This is a genomic window from Paenibacillus tarimensis (assembly GCF_021532315.1).
Taxonomy (GTDB): domain Bacteria; phylum Bacillota; class Bacilli; order Paenibacillales; family Paenibacillaceae; genus Paenibacillus_I; species Paenibacillus_I tarimensis.
Window position 1 is genome coordinate 95,114 of the sequence record NZ_JAKGAO010000026.1, and the last position, 16,084, is coordinate 111,197.

The 16,084-nt window shown below is 47.6% G+C and carries 14 protein-coding genes and 1 tRNA gene; 4 read left to right on the forward strand and 11 right to left on the reverse strand.

Features of this window, described 5'->3' with window-relative positions; translation table 11 throughout:
- Window positions 1–122: 122 nt before the first annotated feature.
- From L1N82_RS19955 to L1N82_RS19970, 4 genes are all read left to right on the forward strand, one after another.
- Window positions 123–2,558 carry an O-antigen ligase family protein gene (locus L1N82_RS19955; RefSeq protein ID WP_235289219.1) on the forward strand — a complete coding sequence of 812 codons (2,436 nt, stop codon included), beginning with the start codon at window positions 123–125 and terminating at the stop codon, window positions 2,556–2,558.
- Between the two features lie 135 nt (window positions 2,559–2,693).
- Window positions 2,694–4,337, forward strand: a complete 1,644-nt coding sequence (locus L1N82_RS19960; protein ID WP_235289220.1) for an S-layer homology domain-containing protein — start codon at window positions 2,694–2,696, stop codon at window positions 4,335–4,337.
- A 129-nt stretch (window positions 4,338–4,466) separates the two neighbouring features.
- Window positions 4,467–4,868, forward strand: coding sequence for a GntR family transcriptional regulator (locus L1N82_RS19965; protein WP_235289221.1), 402 nt, complete (start codon window positions 4,467–4,469; stop codon window positions 4,866–4,868).
- Window positions 4,865–5,962 carry a DUF1648 domain-containing protein gene (locus L1N82_RS19970; RefSeq protein WP_235289222.1) on the forward strand — a complete coding sequence of 366 codons (1,098 nt, stop codon included), beginning with the start codon at window positions 4,865–4,867 and terminating at the stop codon, window positions 5,960–5,962. The genes L1N82_RS19965 and L1N82_RS19970 overlap by 4 nt, the downstream gene beginning before the upstream one ends.
- A gap of 317 nt (window positions 5,963–6,279) precedes the next feature.
- On the opposite strand, the gene L1N82_RS19975 is transcribed toward L1N82_RS19970, so the two are convergent.
- The 11 genes from L1N82_RS19975 to L1N82_RS20025 form a co-directional block, all read right to left on the reverse strand.
- Window positions 6,280–7,317 (reverse strand): alpha-helical pore-forming toxin family protein, encoded by a 1,038-nt coding sequence (locus L1N82_RS19975; RefSeq protein ID WP_235289223.1) that lies wholly within the window; start codon window positions 7,315–7,317, stop codon window positions 6,280–6,282.
- Window positions 7,318–7,466: 149 nt separating this feature from the next.
- Complete coding sequence (locus tag L1N82_RS19980; protein WP_111146065.1) at window positions 7,467–7,622, reverse strand: small acid-soluble spore protein P; 156 nt, start codon at window positions 7,620–7,622, stop codon at window positions 7,467–7,469.
- Window positions 7,623–7,628: 6 nt separating this feature from the next.
- Window positions 7,629–7,820 carry a hypothetical protein gene (locus L1N82_RS19985; protein ID WP_235289224.1) on the reverse strand — a complete coding sequence of 64 codons (192 nt, stop codon included), beginning with the start codon at window positions 7,818–7,820 and terminating at the stop codon, window positions 7,629–7,631.
- Between the two features lie 60 nt (window positions 7,821–7,880).
- Window positions 7,881–8,228 (reverse strand): hypothetical protein, encoded by a 348-nt coding sequence (locus L1N82_RS19990; protein ID WP_235289225.1) that lies wholly within the window; start codon window positions 8,226–8,228, stop codon window positions 7,881–7,883.
- Window positions 8,229–8,382: 154 nt separating this feature from the next.
- Window positions 8,383–8,471, reverse strand: a tRNA-Ser gene (locus L1N82_RS19995).
- Between the two features lie 103 nt (window positions 8,472–8,574).
- Window positions 8,575–9,855 carry a serine--tRNA ligase gene (gene serS, locus L1N82_RS20000; protein WP_235289226.1) on the reverse strand — a complete coding sequence of 427 codons (1,281 nt, stop codon included), beginning with the start codon at window positions 9,853–9,855 and terminating at the stop codon, window positions 8,575–8,577.
- A 34-nt stretch (window positions 9,856–9,889) separates the two neighbouring features.
- Window positions 9,890–10,474 carry a pyridoxal 5'-phosphate synthase glutaminase subunit PdxT gene (gene pdxT, locus L1N82_RS20005; protein WP_235289240.1) on the reverse strand — a complete coding sequence of 195 codons (585 nt, stop codon included), beginning with the start codon at window positions 10,472–10,474 and terminating at the stop codon, window positions 9,890–9,892.
- A 29-nt stretch (window positions 10,475–10,503) separates the two neighbouring features.
- A complete protein-coding gene (gene pdxS / locus L1N82_RS20010; protein ID WP_235289227.1) occupies window positions 10,504–11,385 on the reverse strand; it encodes a pyridoxal 5'-phosphate synthase lyase subunit PdxS in 882 nt (293 codons plus the stop codon).
- 114 nt (window positions 11,386–11,499) lie between these two features.
- A complete protein-coding gene (locus tag L1N82_RS20015) occupies window positions 11,500–12,819 on the reverse strand; it encodes a D-alanyl-D-alanine carboxypeptidase family protein (RefSeq protein WP_235289228.1) in 1,320 nt (439 codons plus the stop codon).
- Between the two features lie 198 nt (window positions 12,820–13,017).
- Window positions 13,018–14,475, reverse strand: a complete 1,458-nt coding sequence (guaB, locus tag L1N82_RS20020; RefSeq protein ID WP_235289229.1) for an IMP dehydrogenase — start codon at window positions 14,473–14,475, stop codon at window positions 13,018–13,020.
- 148 nt (window positions 14,476–14,623) lie between these two features.
- Window positions 14,624–15,940: a putative glycoside hydrolase gene (locus L1N82_RS20025; RefSeq protein ID WP_235289230.1), complete on the reverse strand. Its 1,317-nt coding sequence runs from the start codon at window positions 15,938–15,940 to the stop codon at window positions 14,624–14,626.
- Between the last annotated feature and the right edge of the window lie 144 nt (window positions 15,941–16,084).

The window sequence follows — 16,084 nt, forward strand, 5'->3', positions numbered from 1 at the left end:
AAATTCCAGAAATATTAAAAAAAGTTAATCCTTTGGCTGCTCTGTACCGGTGGTTCTCCATCTGGTAGAATTATAACTTGTTTGATAGTTTGAAGCATTCCCCAAAAAAAGGAGCATTCGTAATGGTAAGTTCTAATAACGGTGCAAAACCTGATTTGTTAACAAAAAATGATTTTTCTTTGCTGCAGTGGGCAGCACTTCTTGGCGTTATAGTATTCTTGTTTGTCTTCCCTTTTAAAGCTGGCTTATTTAATGGCTTTGATTTCACATTTGAAGCTAATCTGTTCGAAGGCGCAATATTTGCCTCTGTGCTGCTGCTGATGATCGGTATTTTAATGTTCTGGCACTGGCGTCCAACAGATGTGAAATCATGGATGGCGGTTGCAGTATTGGCTCTTCCGTTATGTTACTTCATTTCAGCCCAGCGGGCAGTCTCAGAATATAATGCCGACCTCATGGTCCTCCTTATGTTCGTTACAGCAGGTTTTTATATCATGGGCCTATATCTGGCTAAAGATAAGCTGGGAAGTACTGTCCTAGAGCACTCTATTCAGTTCGCAGCCTACATGGTTGTTATTTATGGCGTACTCAATTTATTCGGACAGGTGTATTATCCTGAAGCCATGTGGCTCGCTCATAACGGATACCGGTTAACATCCGTATTTCAATATTCCAATGCTTACGCCGCCTTTCTGACTGCCGCTTTACTTGGTTCTCTGTATTTTATAATACGTACCAATAGATGGTATTGGCTAGGTATGCATGCAATTATGCTTGTTCCCATTCTACTGTCTTTTGCTTTAACCTACTCTCGTGGGGGTATTGTGCTGCTGCCTGTCGTTCTTCTGCTTATTCTGCCTTTTTTGACGATCGCACGGCAAGTTTTGTTGCTTGGGCACATGGCCATCTCAGGTGTTTTAACGCTTCTTATACTGGGTAACATTTCACAGAATACTGAGCAGATCGCTCAAGCCGTTCAGCCTAGCGATCTGAAACCAGCTACAGTTATCTCAGCATGGAGCGGACTCCCGCTTCAAAGTTGGATGCTGCTCTTAGGCGCTTCGGTCGTTGCGGCTGGATTATGTATCCTGCTGCAGCACAAAATAAGCGGCTGGATTACCGCTAAGACCGAAGGCATGCAGAGCCGCAAGGGATCATCACTTTTCCTTCCTGCAGGTATTATCGGACTTGGGATTGTGCTGTTTGGATTACTCCTTGCCACTAACGGCTTTCGCGGAATACTGCCCGATAGCATATCTGAACGTCTGGCAAGCATTAATTTCCAGCAACACAGTGTATTAGAGAGAAAGACCTTCTATCAGGACGCACTGAAAATGTCCAGCGACTACCCTGTTCTGGGTGCTGGCGGCGGAGCCTGGTCTGTGCTCTATGAACAATATCAGAATAACCCTTATTTAAGCAGACAAGCACATAGCTTCTTATTCCAGACACTTGTTGAGGTAGGATGGCTTGGGTTATTCGTAGTCCTGCTCATCTTAGCATTAACTTTTTATCTTTTTACCAGGATGCAGAAAAACCATGAAAACAAGGAACACCAGCTTTATTTCTACATTGTGGCCGTTTCATTACTCACACATAGCTTAATTGACTTTGACATGAGCTATGTTTATATCGCGGCGTTAGTGTTCTTGTCACTAGGTTCCATGATCGCGCCATACGAACATAATATACAACTTACCTGGCTTGCAAAGAAGCAATCCATTACACGTTATGTATACCCGGCGATCATCTCAATTGCAGCTATAACAGCAATCTTCATGGCCCATCGCCAGTATGAAGCGAATCAGAACTTTCAACAAGTCACTTATATGGTTAACCAGCAGCAGGCTAATCTTGAGGAAGTCCTTCCATATCTGAATAAGGTTCACGAGCTATCCCCCAAACACCCTACCTACAATCTTACTCGTGCAGAGCTCATGACACATGTCTATAAGAGCACAGGGGATACAAATTATTTAATGGAATCCAAAAAGTTCCTGGATCAAGCGCAACTTTATGAACCTAACAACCGTCTAATACTATTAGCAGAATACAGATATCTGAAGGACAGTGGACAGATTGATCGGGTGCCGGCTTTTCTCGAAACCACGTTAACTAAATTCCAATGGGACATCATGTTTTATGATCTTGCGATCATGGAATATTTCACGATTGGCAAGATGGAGAGAGACCAAAACCTACAGGCTTCTGAAGCTAAATGGAACCGCGCCCTCGAAATCTATGACGAGATTCTGAAACGGCGTGACCAACTGAAGAATCTGCCGGAAGAACAGCAGCAAGGCCGGGATTTCAACATTTCGCCAATGACTGCTCAAGCAATCGGTCAGATCTATTATTACCGTGGGGATTACACAACTGCGATAAATATTCTTGAGCTCCACAGCAATTCAGATCCCTCGGAAGAATATGTGAAGGTAAACTTGCGTTATTATCTAGCATCTCTAAAAGCAATGGGACAATGGAATGAGGAACTATATCAACGGCTGCTTGCGGTGGACCCTAACGAAGAAGCAATTATCAATGAACTTCAACCTTAACCATCTGGCTAAATATTTCCTTGTTGTAAATTGCGAAACTATCTTTATAATAGCTATAGTGAGACTTGTCGAAAAAACGTGAAAATAAATCGGTCAAACAGTAAAACAAACTGCTTGAAAGGAGGTGAAAAAAAGTTGAAATCGCTTATTAAAACTAATGAGGTGAAACACTTGAAAACAATGTTCAAACAAAAAACAGCTGGTCTGCTTGCATTCCTGCTTACGTTCTCTCTTTTACTTCCTGCTCTTGCTTATGCAAATGGTTTCAGTGGTCTGAAGCATAACTCTAATAACTCGGTTACTGGTCAAGTTTATATTGATCAGGCTACCTACGACTATTTGTTCGCAAATGGTCTGCTGACCGATAATGGTCTTACGCTCAGCGTATACGGCAAAAACTGGGGTACTCCAGTATCGACGACATATGCTACATATTCGTCGTTCAATGGTCAGTACTACTACTACAACGTGAATACGTCTGTTACAAAATCCGTATACTTCCCACTGAGACTCAGCTTCTCCACTAGCGCATCTACTTATGTGTATAGTGATCCTATCGATCAGTATTATTATGGCGCGTTCCCTGGTTTTGGTGGTGGAGTCCCTGCAGTAGTGGGTGGCACACTCGATACGAACCTGGATGGTCGTGTAACTGCTCAAGCACTTACTGATGCACTCAGAACGTACAAGAACGTAACAATCAAGATTACTGGTGAGCAAGCAATTCTGCCAGCATCCGCTCTGACAGAAGGCGAATCTGTAACGATTGTCACTGCTAGTGGCGTATCTTACAAGCTTCCTGTTAAAGCATTTGATGCAGCAAAATTGGCTCAACAACTTGGTGTTAATGTTTCTGATCTCGAGATCGTAATTGGTATCGCTGAGCTGGAAGGCACAGCAGCAGCAGCAGTTACTGCTGCAGCAGCTGCAGATGGCGGTAAAGTTGTTGCTCCTATCGTTGACTTCACAGTGAAAGCTGTGAGCGGCACGAAAGAAGTAGCTGTAAACAACTTCCCAGTCTACATTGAACGTGGTCTTCCGCTTAACGAAACCGTAACGAACCTGAATACTATTACTGGTGTTGTGTACAAAGAAGGTGCAGGCGTTAGCTTCGTTCCTTCCACATTCACAACAGTTGAAGGCAAAACAACTGCTACGCTGAAGCGCAAGAGCAACTCCATCTACACAGTAGTTGAAGTGGGTCCTAAATCCTTCACGGATCTGACGAACCACTGGGCTAAAGCAGACGTAGAGAAGCTTGCAAGCAAGCTCGTAGTTGAAGGTACTGGCAAGAATCTGTTCCAGCCTAAGCGCAGCATTACACGTGCTGAGTTTGCGGCAATGGTTGTTCGTTCCCTGGGTCTGGACACTTCTGTAACTAGCTCCACTTACAACTTCACTGACGTTTCTGGCTCCAGCTGGTACGCAGGAACTGTATCTGCAGCTGCAGAAGCTGGTCTGATCAATGGTTACACGAATGGCACATTCAAGCCTAACGCTAACATCACTCGCCAAGAAGTAGCTGCGATTGTTGTTCGCGCTCTGGAGTTCGCTGGCAAAAATGCTAACCTGTCCACTGCAGAAGTAAATGCTGCACTGGCTGGCTACACAGATGCTGCAACTCTGGGTTGGGCTAAAGAAGAAGTAGCTGCTGCAGTGAAATCCGGAATCGTGCAAGGTCAAACTTCCACGAAGATCAATGGTAAGGCTGAAGCTAACCGTGCTGAAGCTGCAACTATGATCATCCGTTTCCTGAACAACGCTAACTTCATTAACTAATAGCTACACCAGGCGGCCCTAGGGGCCGCTTTTTTTATTACTACCCTTCTTGAAAACTTTACATACATTTGTCTCACTGTTATACTACAAATATAACAAATACATATTGTAGATAAAGGTGGTGAGTACTTGATTATTCAGCTGGACCTGGAATCCGACATTCCTATCTATACGCAGCTAGTCAATCAGATCATTGAAGGCATTGCTACCGGTCAACTAGAGCCCGGAGAGCAGCTCCCTTCTGTGCGTAGTCTTGCCGCTGACCTTGGTATCAATCTTCACACTGTCAACAAGGCGTACACTCATCTTAAACAGGAAGGCTTCCTGCAGATACATCGGCAAAGAGGTGCCCTCATTCAGCCTCATAGGATGCCGCAAGCTGATGCCTCCTTTAAGGACAGGCTTCAGTCTGAGGTACGGCCTCTGGCTGCCGAGGCTATCTGCCGTGGAATGGATGAGGAGGCTTTTCTAGAGGCCTGCCGGGCTGCATTCTTAAGTATCCACTACAACAAAGGGGGAACAACATCATGACCGTAGCCGGATCCTGGATTAGCTTTAGTCTATTGTACGCCATCATGATTATTGTCTTTGTTACGCTGCCTTTCTTTTCACCACGGAATATTTTATTTGGAATAACCATTCCAGATAAACAAATCGATCACCCGGCGATGCATGGCTTTAAATATCGTTACATATGGTCGGTCATCATAGCCGGTATTCTGTGGGCCACTCTTATTATTGCTCTTTCACTAGCCGGACTGCTTGAAGAGCTGCCTGCTGATGATGGGATAAGTGAACTGCTAATTGTTACAAGCGTTATTGGCTATATTCTGATTGCAAGCATCATCTTCATTATCTTTCACGGTCAGGTATCTGATTACAAGCGTCAACAGGGCTGGAGCACAACACCTCCCCTACCGAAAAAAGCCGCCGCCGACCTTAAATTCCGCAGTTCATCAATTATTTACTCTAACTATTGGTTCCTTCCGCATATGCTCGTTACCCTGCTGGGTATAGGCGCTGCCTTGGCATTGTATGATCGCATACCCGATGTGATTGGATTGCGGTATAGCATAGAAGGCGAAGTTCTGCGTTCAGCCGAGAAGACCGTACACCGCGTTCTCCTTCTTAATTATGTACAGCTCATTAGCATTGGTGTTTTTATATTATTAAACTATTCGATTCGTTCACTTCGGCAGAGGCTGAATCCCTCAGCACCAGCGGAATCACGGGAGCAGGAAATCCGCTACAGACGCAGTATGTCCCTGCTTATGATCTCGCTCTGTTTTCTGCTGGTAGTCTATTTTGCTCTTCTTCAGGCTATGACACTATACGGCGGCAACATGAAGCTGGCTGGAAGCTTGGCTGTGTTATTTCCTTTGCTAACAGCAGCAGTTATTGGGGCAGCTGGCTTTCGCATTCAACGCATGCGAGGCAGAGAAGAGTCTGAAGGAGAAGATCATCACTGGAAGGGCGGTATGCTCTACTACAACCCCTCAGATCCCGCCCTCTTTGTGGAGAAGCGTGTCGGGGTGGGCTGGACAATTAACTTTGCGAGACCTGTTAGTTGGCTCATTATCGCGCTTATCGTCGTTGTGATTTGCGTCATTCTGCTTCTGAGTTAGTTTACTCCGTAACATGATGTTGAAACTACCACTACCTAATTATTCGAACCTTGTCTAAGCAGGGTTCTTTCTTTTTCTCTACCTTGAACAAACTTAAAAAATTCTAGAGTCCCGTATTTATCCTTGATTAACTAGTTCTGAAAGTCTCGGGTATACGGTTAATTATAAGGAGTCTCCGATGACTAGAGTAATCACAATTGAGTGACGTTCTACGCCCTCCGGATCATCCGTCAGCTCTTGCACTACATGTCTACCCAAATAAAAAAGCAGCCCCGATAGGGACTGCTTTTTTTAGCAGATATGAGTGCTGGTTGAGCTTAGTAGCTCGTCATGAACATTTCTTCGACTTCTTCTACCGTAAGTGCATCAGTAGGAATACCGATCTTAAATTCAACCTTCTCGTTGATGTTGTCATAACGCATATCCAGGTTCATGCCGACCTTCATCGACTCACCTTCTTGCGTAACACCAAAGTTCAGGTTAGCCGTTTGGTAAACTGGCAGTTCTTTTTCGATTACTGTGGTCAAGCTGATTTCATTAACGGTAACGTCTTTCTTAAATTCGTTCAGTGCTTCACGCAGCTCGCTGCGGTCGCCCTCTTTCAGCTCTTGATCAGCAGCTTCCAGATCTTCCTTGGATACTTGCAGCATGTTGCGGTATTCTTCGTTGTTCAGGAGCAGCTGGATGATTTCCGGAGCTACCTTGTCTACAACCGTCATGACCATAGGCTCGAACGTCTCTTGCGTTACATAGAATTTCACGATTTGATCCGCCTTAATATCTTCTGGCAGACCTGCAACGTCTTCTTTCTTCAGCTCAGTGAAATACTTGTCTTCTTCAAAATGCTTGAAGAATACGTTAGCCATATCTTGTGCCATTTTGCGCTGCTTGTCGATATCCATGGTTGGCATTTCAACGCCGGATTCAGCTGCAAGTTCTTTCATGTCCAGTTCAACGAACTGACCAGCAGCCTCACCGAGCGGGAAACCTGGAATATTCGGAATCTTGACCCACATCTTATCTTGCGTCATAACAACCGGAACAGAAATCTTCATGGACATGTCGCCTTGCAGCTCTACGTCCATCGTAAATTCCATCTGCATAGGATCAGCTTGATACACGCCCGTTACGTTAAGGGATGCATTCTTGATCATATCAACAATCGCTTGATCCTGCGCTCCGGTGATTGAATCAGGAAGCTCCAGTTCGTTAATTCCCATAGAAGCAGTGAACGTATACGATGTCATGTCCATTGCTTTTGTCATCGAAGACTGTATCGCTTCCTTCGGCGCCTCCGGCTTGCTGCAGCCCGCCAGAATGACCAGAACGGTACCCATCAACAGTAAGCTCTTCATCCAATGTTTCATTTTCAAAACTTTATTCCCTCCCATATGAGTGTCACAGAAACAACATACTCTATTTTAACTCATTAGGGAGGGAACGGGTAGTAAAGTTTCGCTAAAGTTTGTGTTATATTATTGTCAGAAGCGGGTATGGCCGGTAATTAACCTTCACCGTTATTATGGCGCGAATGATTCTCTTGCTTTACCCTTTTGGAACCAGACATAGGCTCCATCTGGCCGCCTTTGTTCTTGTTTTTGTAACGCCGCTCTTCCGATCTCTGGGCCGCTGCTACGGGATAGGTATCGGGTTTGCTCATCGCTGATTACCCCCTCTTGTTGGTAAGGTCTGCCGAGTTAAGGTCATTCGGGTTATCATGATTCAGGGCATCCTGATGCCGGCGGTCATTCACAGCCTGCTGAAGCTGCTGGGCATCATGGGCATTAACAGCTGCTGTATCCAGATCCTCTGTAACATTGCTTAAGTTCTTATCAAGTCCGTTTTTAGCTTTACTCATGAAATAAGCCACCCCTTCATGCAAGCATATTGCCTTTACTTGAAAAAGCTCTGAACTCTATTAAGCCTTAGTTAGATCATGCAGCTGCTGAGCGCATTCATGCAGGTGCCGCGTATAATCCTCAATTAGCCGCTGAACGGCATCCGGGCGCTCATCAATCGTCTTCCCGTCACGTTCTACATCCACAAGCTCTACACGGATCTCACGGCTGTCTTCATAGGTAACTTTGAAGTCAAAAGCGTACATCTGGTGGCCGGCAGTCTTAATATGAATCCGCAGTGCCTTATCGTCTGCCCCGTCGGACATGACCTCGCACTGGTCCGTCTTGTTCATGACAATCGGGAGCGTGCGCCGCCAGGCGTCCTCCAGGCGTCCTTGACTGATTCTCAACTCGTCTTTATTAGCCATTAGTTAAGCACCTCCATCCATCCATAACATGCGGAGAACGAGGGTGATTTATGCGGTAACCGGAATAGTAAAAAACGCCCGATCTCTCGCGTGGCTTTGAGCTCTTAAGGAGCTGCACAACCACTGATGAGACCAGACGTTATGGGAATATGTATGGCGGAGAGAGTGGGATTCGAACCCACGTGGGCTTGCACCCTAACGGTTTTCAAGACCGCCCCGTTATGACCGCTTCGGTATCTCTCCATGAACGGTAACAAAAGATATTGTACCACAGGCTAAAAAAGATTTGCAACCTTTATATAACCTGTGATACAAGTAATATTTTCCGTGTACGTTTTTATTCAATTTAGGACTTAGAGATGACCGTTTTGCCGCCCATATAAGGAACCAGCGCATCCGGAATCCGCACGGAGCCGTCCTCTTGCTGATAATTCTCAATAATGGCCGCAACAGTGCGTCCGAGGGCAAGGCCAGACCCGTTTAGCGTATGCACAAACTCCGGCTTGCTCTTCGAATCTCTCCGGAAGCGGATATTAGCCCGTCTTGCCTGAAAGTCCTCAAAGTTTGTACAGGAGGAAATCTCCCGATATGTACCGCCGCTAGGCAGCCATACTTCCAGATCATACGTCTTCGCTGAGGCAAAGCCCATATCGCCTGTGCACAAGGCCAGTACACGGTATGGCAGATCAAGCAGCTGCAGCACCTTCTCTGCATTAGCAGTCAAGCTTTCGAGCTCATTGTACGATTCTTCAGGCTTCACATACTTCACCAGCTCAACCTTGTTGAATTGATGCTGACGGATCAGACCGCGTGTATCCCGGCCGGCTGCACCCGCTTCAGAACGGAAGCAGGCTGAGAATGCCGTGTAATACTTGGGCAGGTCCTCATCGCTCAAAATCTCGTCCCGGTGAATGTTCGTAACGGGCACTTCAGCTGTCGGGATCAGGTAATAGTCGGTCCCTTCCAGCTTGAACAGATCCTCTTCAAATTTTGGGAGCTGTCCAGTACCGATCAGGCTGTCCCGATTGACGATCTGCGGAGGCAGCAGCTCTGTATAGCCGTGCTCATCGCTGTGCAGGTCCATCATGAAATTAATCAGCGCCCGCTCAAGACGGGCACCCAGGCCGCGGTAAAATACAAACCGGGAGCCTGTAACCTTAGCGGCAGATTCAAAGTCCAGAATACCGAGACCATCTGCAATATCCCAATGCGCTTTGGGTTCAAAATCAAAGATGCGCGGCTCGCCAACCCGGCGCAGCTCCACATTGTCCTCTTCCGATGCCCCGATCGGAACACTCTCATGCGGCACATTCGGAATAGCCAGCAGTATCTCATCGAGTCTAGCCTCAAGCTCCCTGCCTTGATCATCCAACTCCTTAATCCGGTCACCGACCTCGCGCATCTCAACGATAAGCGCTTCTGCATCCCCGCCGCTCTTCTTGAGCTTCGCAACCTCCTGCGAAACCGTGTTACGGCGATTCTTCAGCTGCTCGGTCTCCTGCAGGAGCTCCCGGCGCTTGGCGTCCAGCACCGGAAACTCTGCAATCAGCTCTTCCGACTTGCCACGATTCTCCAGAGCCTGCTTAACCTTATCATAATCATTGCGCAGCAATTTAATATCCAGCATGTTGATAGCCCCCTCTCTGCAGGGTGTTGATAAATTATGCTTTCGCCGCTGCCGCTTCCCGTACCATCTCCAGGAAATAAGCATGCAGCGAATAGTCATCCGTCAGCTCCGGATGGAAGGAGCATGCAAGCAGGTGGCCCTGTCGGGCCGTTACGATCTCACCCTTGTACTCGGAGAGCACCTCTACCCCTTCACGCACCTCTTTGATAAGCGGGGCACGGATAAAGACCGCACGTAGAGGCTCGCTCATCCCCTTTACGTCCAAGTCAGCCTCGAAGCTTTCCCGCTGCCTTCCGAAGGCGTTACGGCTTACCGTCATGTTCATTAGACCTAGATGTGCTTCATCCTGTCCATCTATACGGTCAGCCAGCACAATCAGCCCGGCGCATGTTCCAAACAGCGGCTTGCCCTGATCGGAGAACTCTTTTATGGCTTCCATAAAGCCGTATTTGCGCATCAGCTTACCAATCGTTGTACTCTCACCGCCGGGTATCACAAGTCCCTGAAGCTCCTCAAGCTGTTCTACCCGCTTTACAGCCACCGCTTCTGCACCGGCTAGCTCTAGACTGCGCAGATGTTCTGCTACCGCGCCCTGCAGCGCAAGCACGCCAATTTTCATGCTGGTCACGCCTTCCTTCTCTTATAGCCTTACAAGCTGCGGTCCTGCATCCGGTCGGAACCCACCAGCTTGGAAATCTCAATACCCTTCATCGGTGTACCAATATTCTTGGATACTTCCGCGATCAGCTTGTAGTCCTGGTAGTGCGTTGTCGCTTCCACGATCGCACGGGCAAATTTCTCCGGATTGTCTGATTTGAAGATACCAGAACCGACGAATACGCCGTCTGCACCGAGGTGCATCATCAGAGCCGCATCTGAAGGTGTCGCTACACCGCCCGCCGCGAAGTTAACTACCGGCAGCTTGCCCTTTTCGTGAACGTCCAACAGAAGCTCGTAAGGCACGCCCAGCAGCTTGGCTTCGTTGTACAGCTCATCCTTTGACAAGCCTTGAATCTTGCGGATTTGACCCATGATCAGACGAAGATGACGTACAGCTTCCACAATATTACCTGTTCCTGGCTCGCCCTTCGTACGAAGCATCGAAGCACCTTCCTGAATACGGCGGAGTGCCTCACCAAGGTCCTTAGCGCCGCAGACGAAAGGCACTGTGAACTCATGCTTATCAATATGGAATACTTCATCCGCCGGTGTAAGCACTTCGCTCTCATCGATATAGTCAACACCCAGAGACTCAAGCACTTTCGCCTCTACGTAATGACCGATCCGCGCTTTAGCCATAACCGGAATGGAGACTACCTTCATAACCTCTTCAACAATCGTTGGATCCGCCATACGGGCTACGCCGCCAGCTGCACGAATATCAGAAGGTACACGCTCAAGTGCCATTACAGCTGTTGCGCCCGCTTCTTCTGCTATTTTTGCCTGCTCAGCGTTCATAACGTCCATGATGACGCCGCCTTTTTGCATTTCAGCCATACCGCGTTTAACTCGCGAAGTTCCCGTTTCCATATACGTTAAAGCCTCCTATTTTGTTCGAAAGGTTCCGAATTGTTCTAACCAAATATTTTACATGAAGCAGCTTCATGCGACAAGCATTCGCGCGGAAAATTATTCCGTTATGGTTTAAAACAAGCCCATTATACCGTTAAACAAGCCCACGAAGAAATCCTTGATTGCGCGGAAGAACAGACGCCACCAACTGGCTTTCTCCACTTCCTCGCTTGCAACCAGATTGACATTCTTCTCAATCTTCTGGCCGTTGCTGTCTGTGATCTCATACGTCAGCGTGCCGACCTTCTGGCCCGCCGCTATTGGAGCGATCAGCTCGCTTTCCGGCAATATGTCCGATTTAACCAGCTCAACCTTAGGCTCGGAGCCTTTGCTAACCATAAGGGTTATATCCGATTCGGTCACAGCTGCTACTTCCGTGTCCTTGCCTTTCTTTATTTTGACCGTCTCAACAGATTCTACTACGGACTTTGGCGCGACTACCGTTTTCTTCTCAAAATGATTAAATCCATAATCAAACAGCTTCGCTGTCTCGAAGAAACGGGCTTCTTTACTTGGCGTATTCATAACAACGCTGATCAGACGCGTATCGCCGCGCTTGGCCGTACCCGTAAAGCAGTAGCCAGCTGCACTGATATAGCCGGTCTTCATTCCGTCCACGCCTTCATAGGCATACTTTCTGAAATTGGTAACGGAAGCATTGGAGCCAAGCATCCAGTTCCAGTTCACCATTTCGTTCGTATCCCGTTCCCGGAACTTATAGCGCGGGATGCTGGAGTAGTCCAGGAATTCGGGGTATTTCTGCAAAATAATTTGTGCCAGCTTGGCCATATCCCGGGCTGATATAACCGTGTCCTCATTCAGACCAGTGGCGCCTGAGAAATGCGCAGTTTCCAGTCCTAAATCCTTGGCTGTCTCATTCATAATATCCACAAAACCCTGTTCGGAACCTCCGATATAGGAAGCAAGCGCAATCGTTGCATCATTAGCAGAGCCTACAGCCATCGCAATGTATAAATCCTTTACCGAATGCTTATCGCCTTCAGCAAGATAGATTTGCGAGCCATCCGGAGGCGTCGATGCCGCTTCCTTGCTCGTAGATACCTCGGTGTCCCAGGTCAGCTTATTATTGTTAATCATATCGAGTACGATGTACTCAACCATCATCTTCGTCATGCTGGCAGGGGGAAGAGGCTGATCCGCATTCACTTCCGTAAGTACCTGGCCTGTAGAGGCTTCAATTAATATCGCCGCCTTAACATTAAGACCAAGGTTAGCGGCCGGCGCTGCTGCAGCTTGTGATGCGGTATCCTTCTGTTCCTGTTCTCCTTCCGCTAATGCTGCTGTGCCTCCGATTGTCAGTGCGATCATCCATACAGCTAAAAAACTGGAAACGGCCTTCTTCCAATTAACTGGCCTGCGGTTTGGTTTCAACTTCCCGTTCTCCCCTTTATCATAGTTAGTCCGGTCTTCATTGTAACACAGCACTACTACTAGTAAAAACCTTCTCTTCTAGTTAATATCGCCTCAAATAATAAGAGAACGCTGGAATGAAAAAGACAGACAGAGAGCAGCGGTGCGTGTTGCACCTGCTCCCTGCCTGACTTGGATGTTTCTTGCTGCGGTAAAGCTTTATAGTGAATAGTTTGGCGCTTCTTTTGTGATCTGCACATCATGCGGGTGGCTCTCGCGCAGACCCGCACCTGTAATGCGGACAAAATACGTATCGTTACGAAGCTCTTCGATATTCTTCGTGCCGCAATACCCCATACCTGAACGCAGGCCGCCTATTAGCTGGTGCACAGTGTCAGCAAGCGGACCTTTGTAAGGAACTCGTCCCTCGATACCTTCGGGTACAAGCTTGTTCTCATTCTCTTGGAAGTAACGGTCCTTACTGCCTTCCTTCATTGCACCAAGCGAACCCATTCCGCGGTATACCTTGAATCGGCGACCCTGGTAAATCTCCTGCTCGCCTGGACTCTCTTCCGTACCAGCAAACAGACTGCCGATCATAATGCAGCTTGCGCCTGAAGCAATCGCTTTGGTAATATCGCCGGAGTACTTGATACCGCCGTCTGCGATAATAGGTATATTGTATTCACGCGCAACTGATGCACAGTCATAAATCGCTGTAATTTGTGGTACACCAATACCGGCAATTACGCGTGTGGTACAGATCGAACCGGGACCGATACCAACTTTGACTACTGAAGCGCCCGCCTCAATCAGATCACGTGTTGCTTCGCCTGTTGCTACGTTACCGGCAATGATCGTGATATCAGGATACTTCTCACGGAGCTTACGTACCGTTTCAATAATATTTATATGATGGCCATGAGCCGAGTCAACAACCAGAACATCTACCTGAGCATTGATCAGCGCTTCTGCGCGCTCGAATGTATCCTTCGAGATGCCGATTGCCGCACCGCACAGCAGTCTGCCATGCTTGTCCTTAGCCGCATGCGGGAACTGGATGGCCTTCTCAATATCTTTAATAGTAATGAGACCTTTAAGTGTGTTCGACTCATCGACGAGTGGCAGCTTCTCAATCTTGTGCTTCTGGAGCAGCACTTCCGCTTCCGCCAGCGTCGTTCCGACCGGAGCCGTCACGAGATCCTCTTGGGTCATTACTTCTTTAATCTTCATGGAGTAGTCATGAACAAAACGAAGATCGCGGTTGGTTAGAATGCCGACAAGCTTCTGCTCATCATTGACGATCGGCACACCGGAGATCCGGTATTTACCCATCAATTCTTCCGCATCATAAACATGATGCTCAGGCGTTAGCGAGAATGGGTTCGTAATAACACCGCTCTCAGAGCGCTTCACACGATCCACTTCCTCCGCTTGCTGAGCAACGGACATATTCTTATGAATAATTCCAATACCGCCTTCGCGCGCAATGGCAATCGCCAGGGCGGCTTCAGTTACCGTATCCATCCCCGCACTAATGAGCGGAATGTTGAGTTTGACCGACGGGCTTAGCTGTACCGATACATCAACCTCACGAGGCAATGCTTCCGACTTCCGCGGGACGAGCAGCACATCGTCAAATGTCAGACCTTCCTTGGCGAATTTATTTTCCCACACAGGTTTGTTCCTCCCTTATCTTATTGCGAAGCAAAACAGCGGCAAAATCCGTCACGGTTTTACATTCCTCTCGCGTATATTATTGCAATATTATCAGAGGGGTTTTGCACTGTCAAGAATGTTAGATGAAGGACTCCTCTCGTGAAATTTACTTATATGGATACCTGCAGCTTGCACTCCACAACAGGTACTGGTTAACGCCCTCGGCCTGTGCCGCACGGATTTGTTCCCTTATTTCCTCCGGGCCATACCTCTGATGCGGATGAACCCAATTTGCCGTAAAAGACTGCAGCCAAGGTCTTATATGTGCCGCCTTGACACCCTTCTTAGATAACATCTCATTACGCCGACCTGCATCCCTCATCGCAAAGCGAATTATTTTACCGGGCTCCAGATCCGGATGAGCTACACCATATATACCATCTGAATAGTGCGAAGGGTAGGTCATGGGCGAAATGATGTCTACTTCACTGGCCACTGCTCTCCAGGTCTGTCCAATTCCCATGTCATCCTTGGAGGAAGTCACCAGGCCAAACACGTCCGCCGATATGACTGAACCAGACGCGTGCAGCGCCTCTGCCGATTCATGCAAGAACGATTGAATAACATCCGACTTACTCTGCTTATTCCCGCCCATATACTCTACTACCTTATCCATCTCTGCTCCATTATCAGGAAACCGCACATAATCAAACTGTATCTCATCAAATCCAAGCTGTGCCGCCTCTTTTGCAATGGCCGTATTGTAGTGCTGCACTTCTTCCAGGTAGGGATTAACCCAAGAGAAGCCTTGGCGGTCACGCCATACTGACCCATCTTTGCGGTGTATAGCCCAGTCCACTTTCTTTTCAGCAAGCAGCGGATCTTTAAAGGTTACGACTCGTCCAATCAAATAGATCTCTTTTTCCTTCAATGAGCGGATTAAATCATGAATATCTTTTACCGGAGCACGCTCATCAGCGCCAACTTCATGAACAGTGTGTAACGAGGAATCATAAGTCATCCGGCCATAATCGTCTTTCACATCCAAAACTATTGCATTAAGATCGGTGGTTTTAATTAATTTTATAAGACGGCGTAAATGTCGCGGACTGCCTGCCGCGGAACGGGATACATAGATGCCCTTGATATCTGATCGCGGCTGAGGCTTGACTTCTTGCGGTACAGTCTCAGTCTCTGGAAAGGTCTCAATTCGCCGATTATTCGGCTCACGATACACAATCCCTTGGCCGCCCGGGTGTGATTCTTGTCTCAGTGGAAAAACCTTTGGGTCATTTGCTATTCTGCCCAGCTGTTTGGGCTGCGCTGTTAACGCTGGATTACGCAAGCTCCCATCCTCTAATGAAGGGATTTCTTGATGTGTGTTTAGAGTTCGTGGTTCCAGATTCGTTGCCCCCTCCCCGCAACCTGGCAGCAGCAACAACACGGCGACCAGCAAAGACCACGGTTTCGTTCGGGTTACCATAACGCTGACCTCCCTCGTTCCTTGGTTTGCTTAGTATGATCATCGTACTGCCAAATCGCCCTATGGAGATTACACCATTTTAGGGAATACAGTAAAATGGCATAACAAAAACCCGTTAAGCAATATGCTTAACGGGTTTTACGT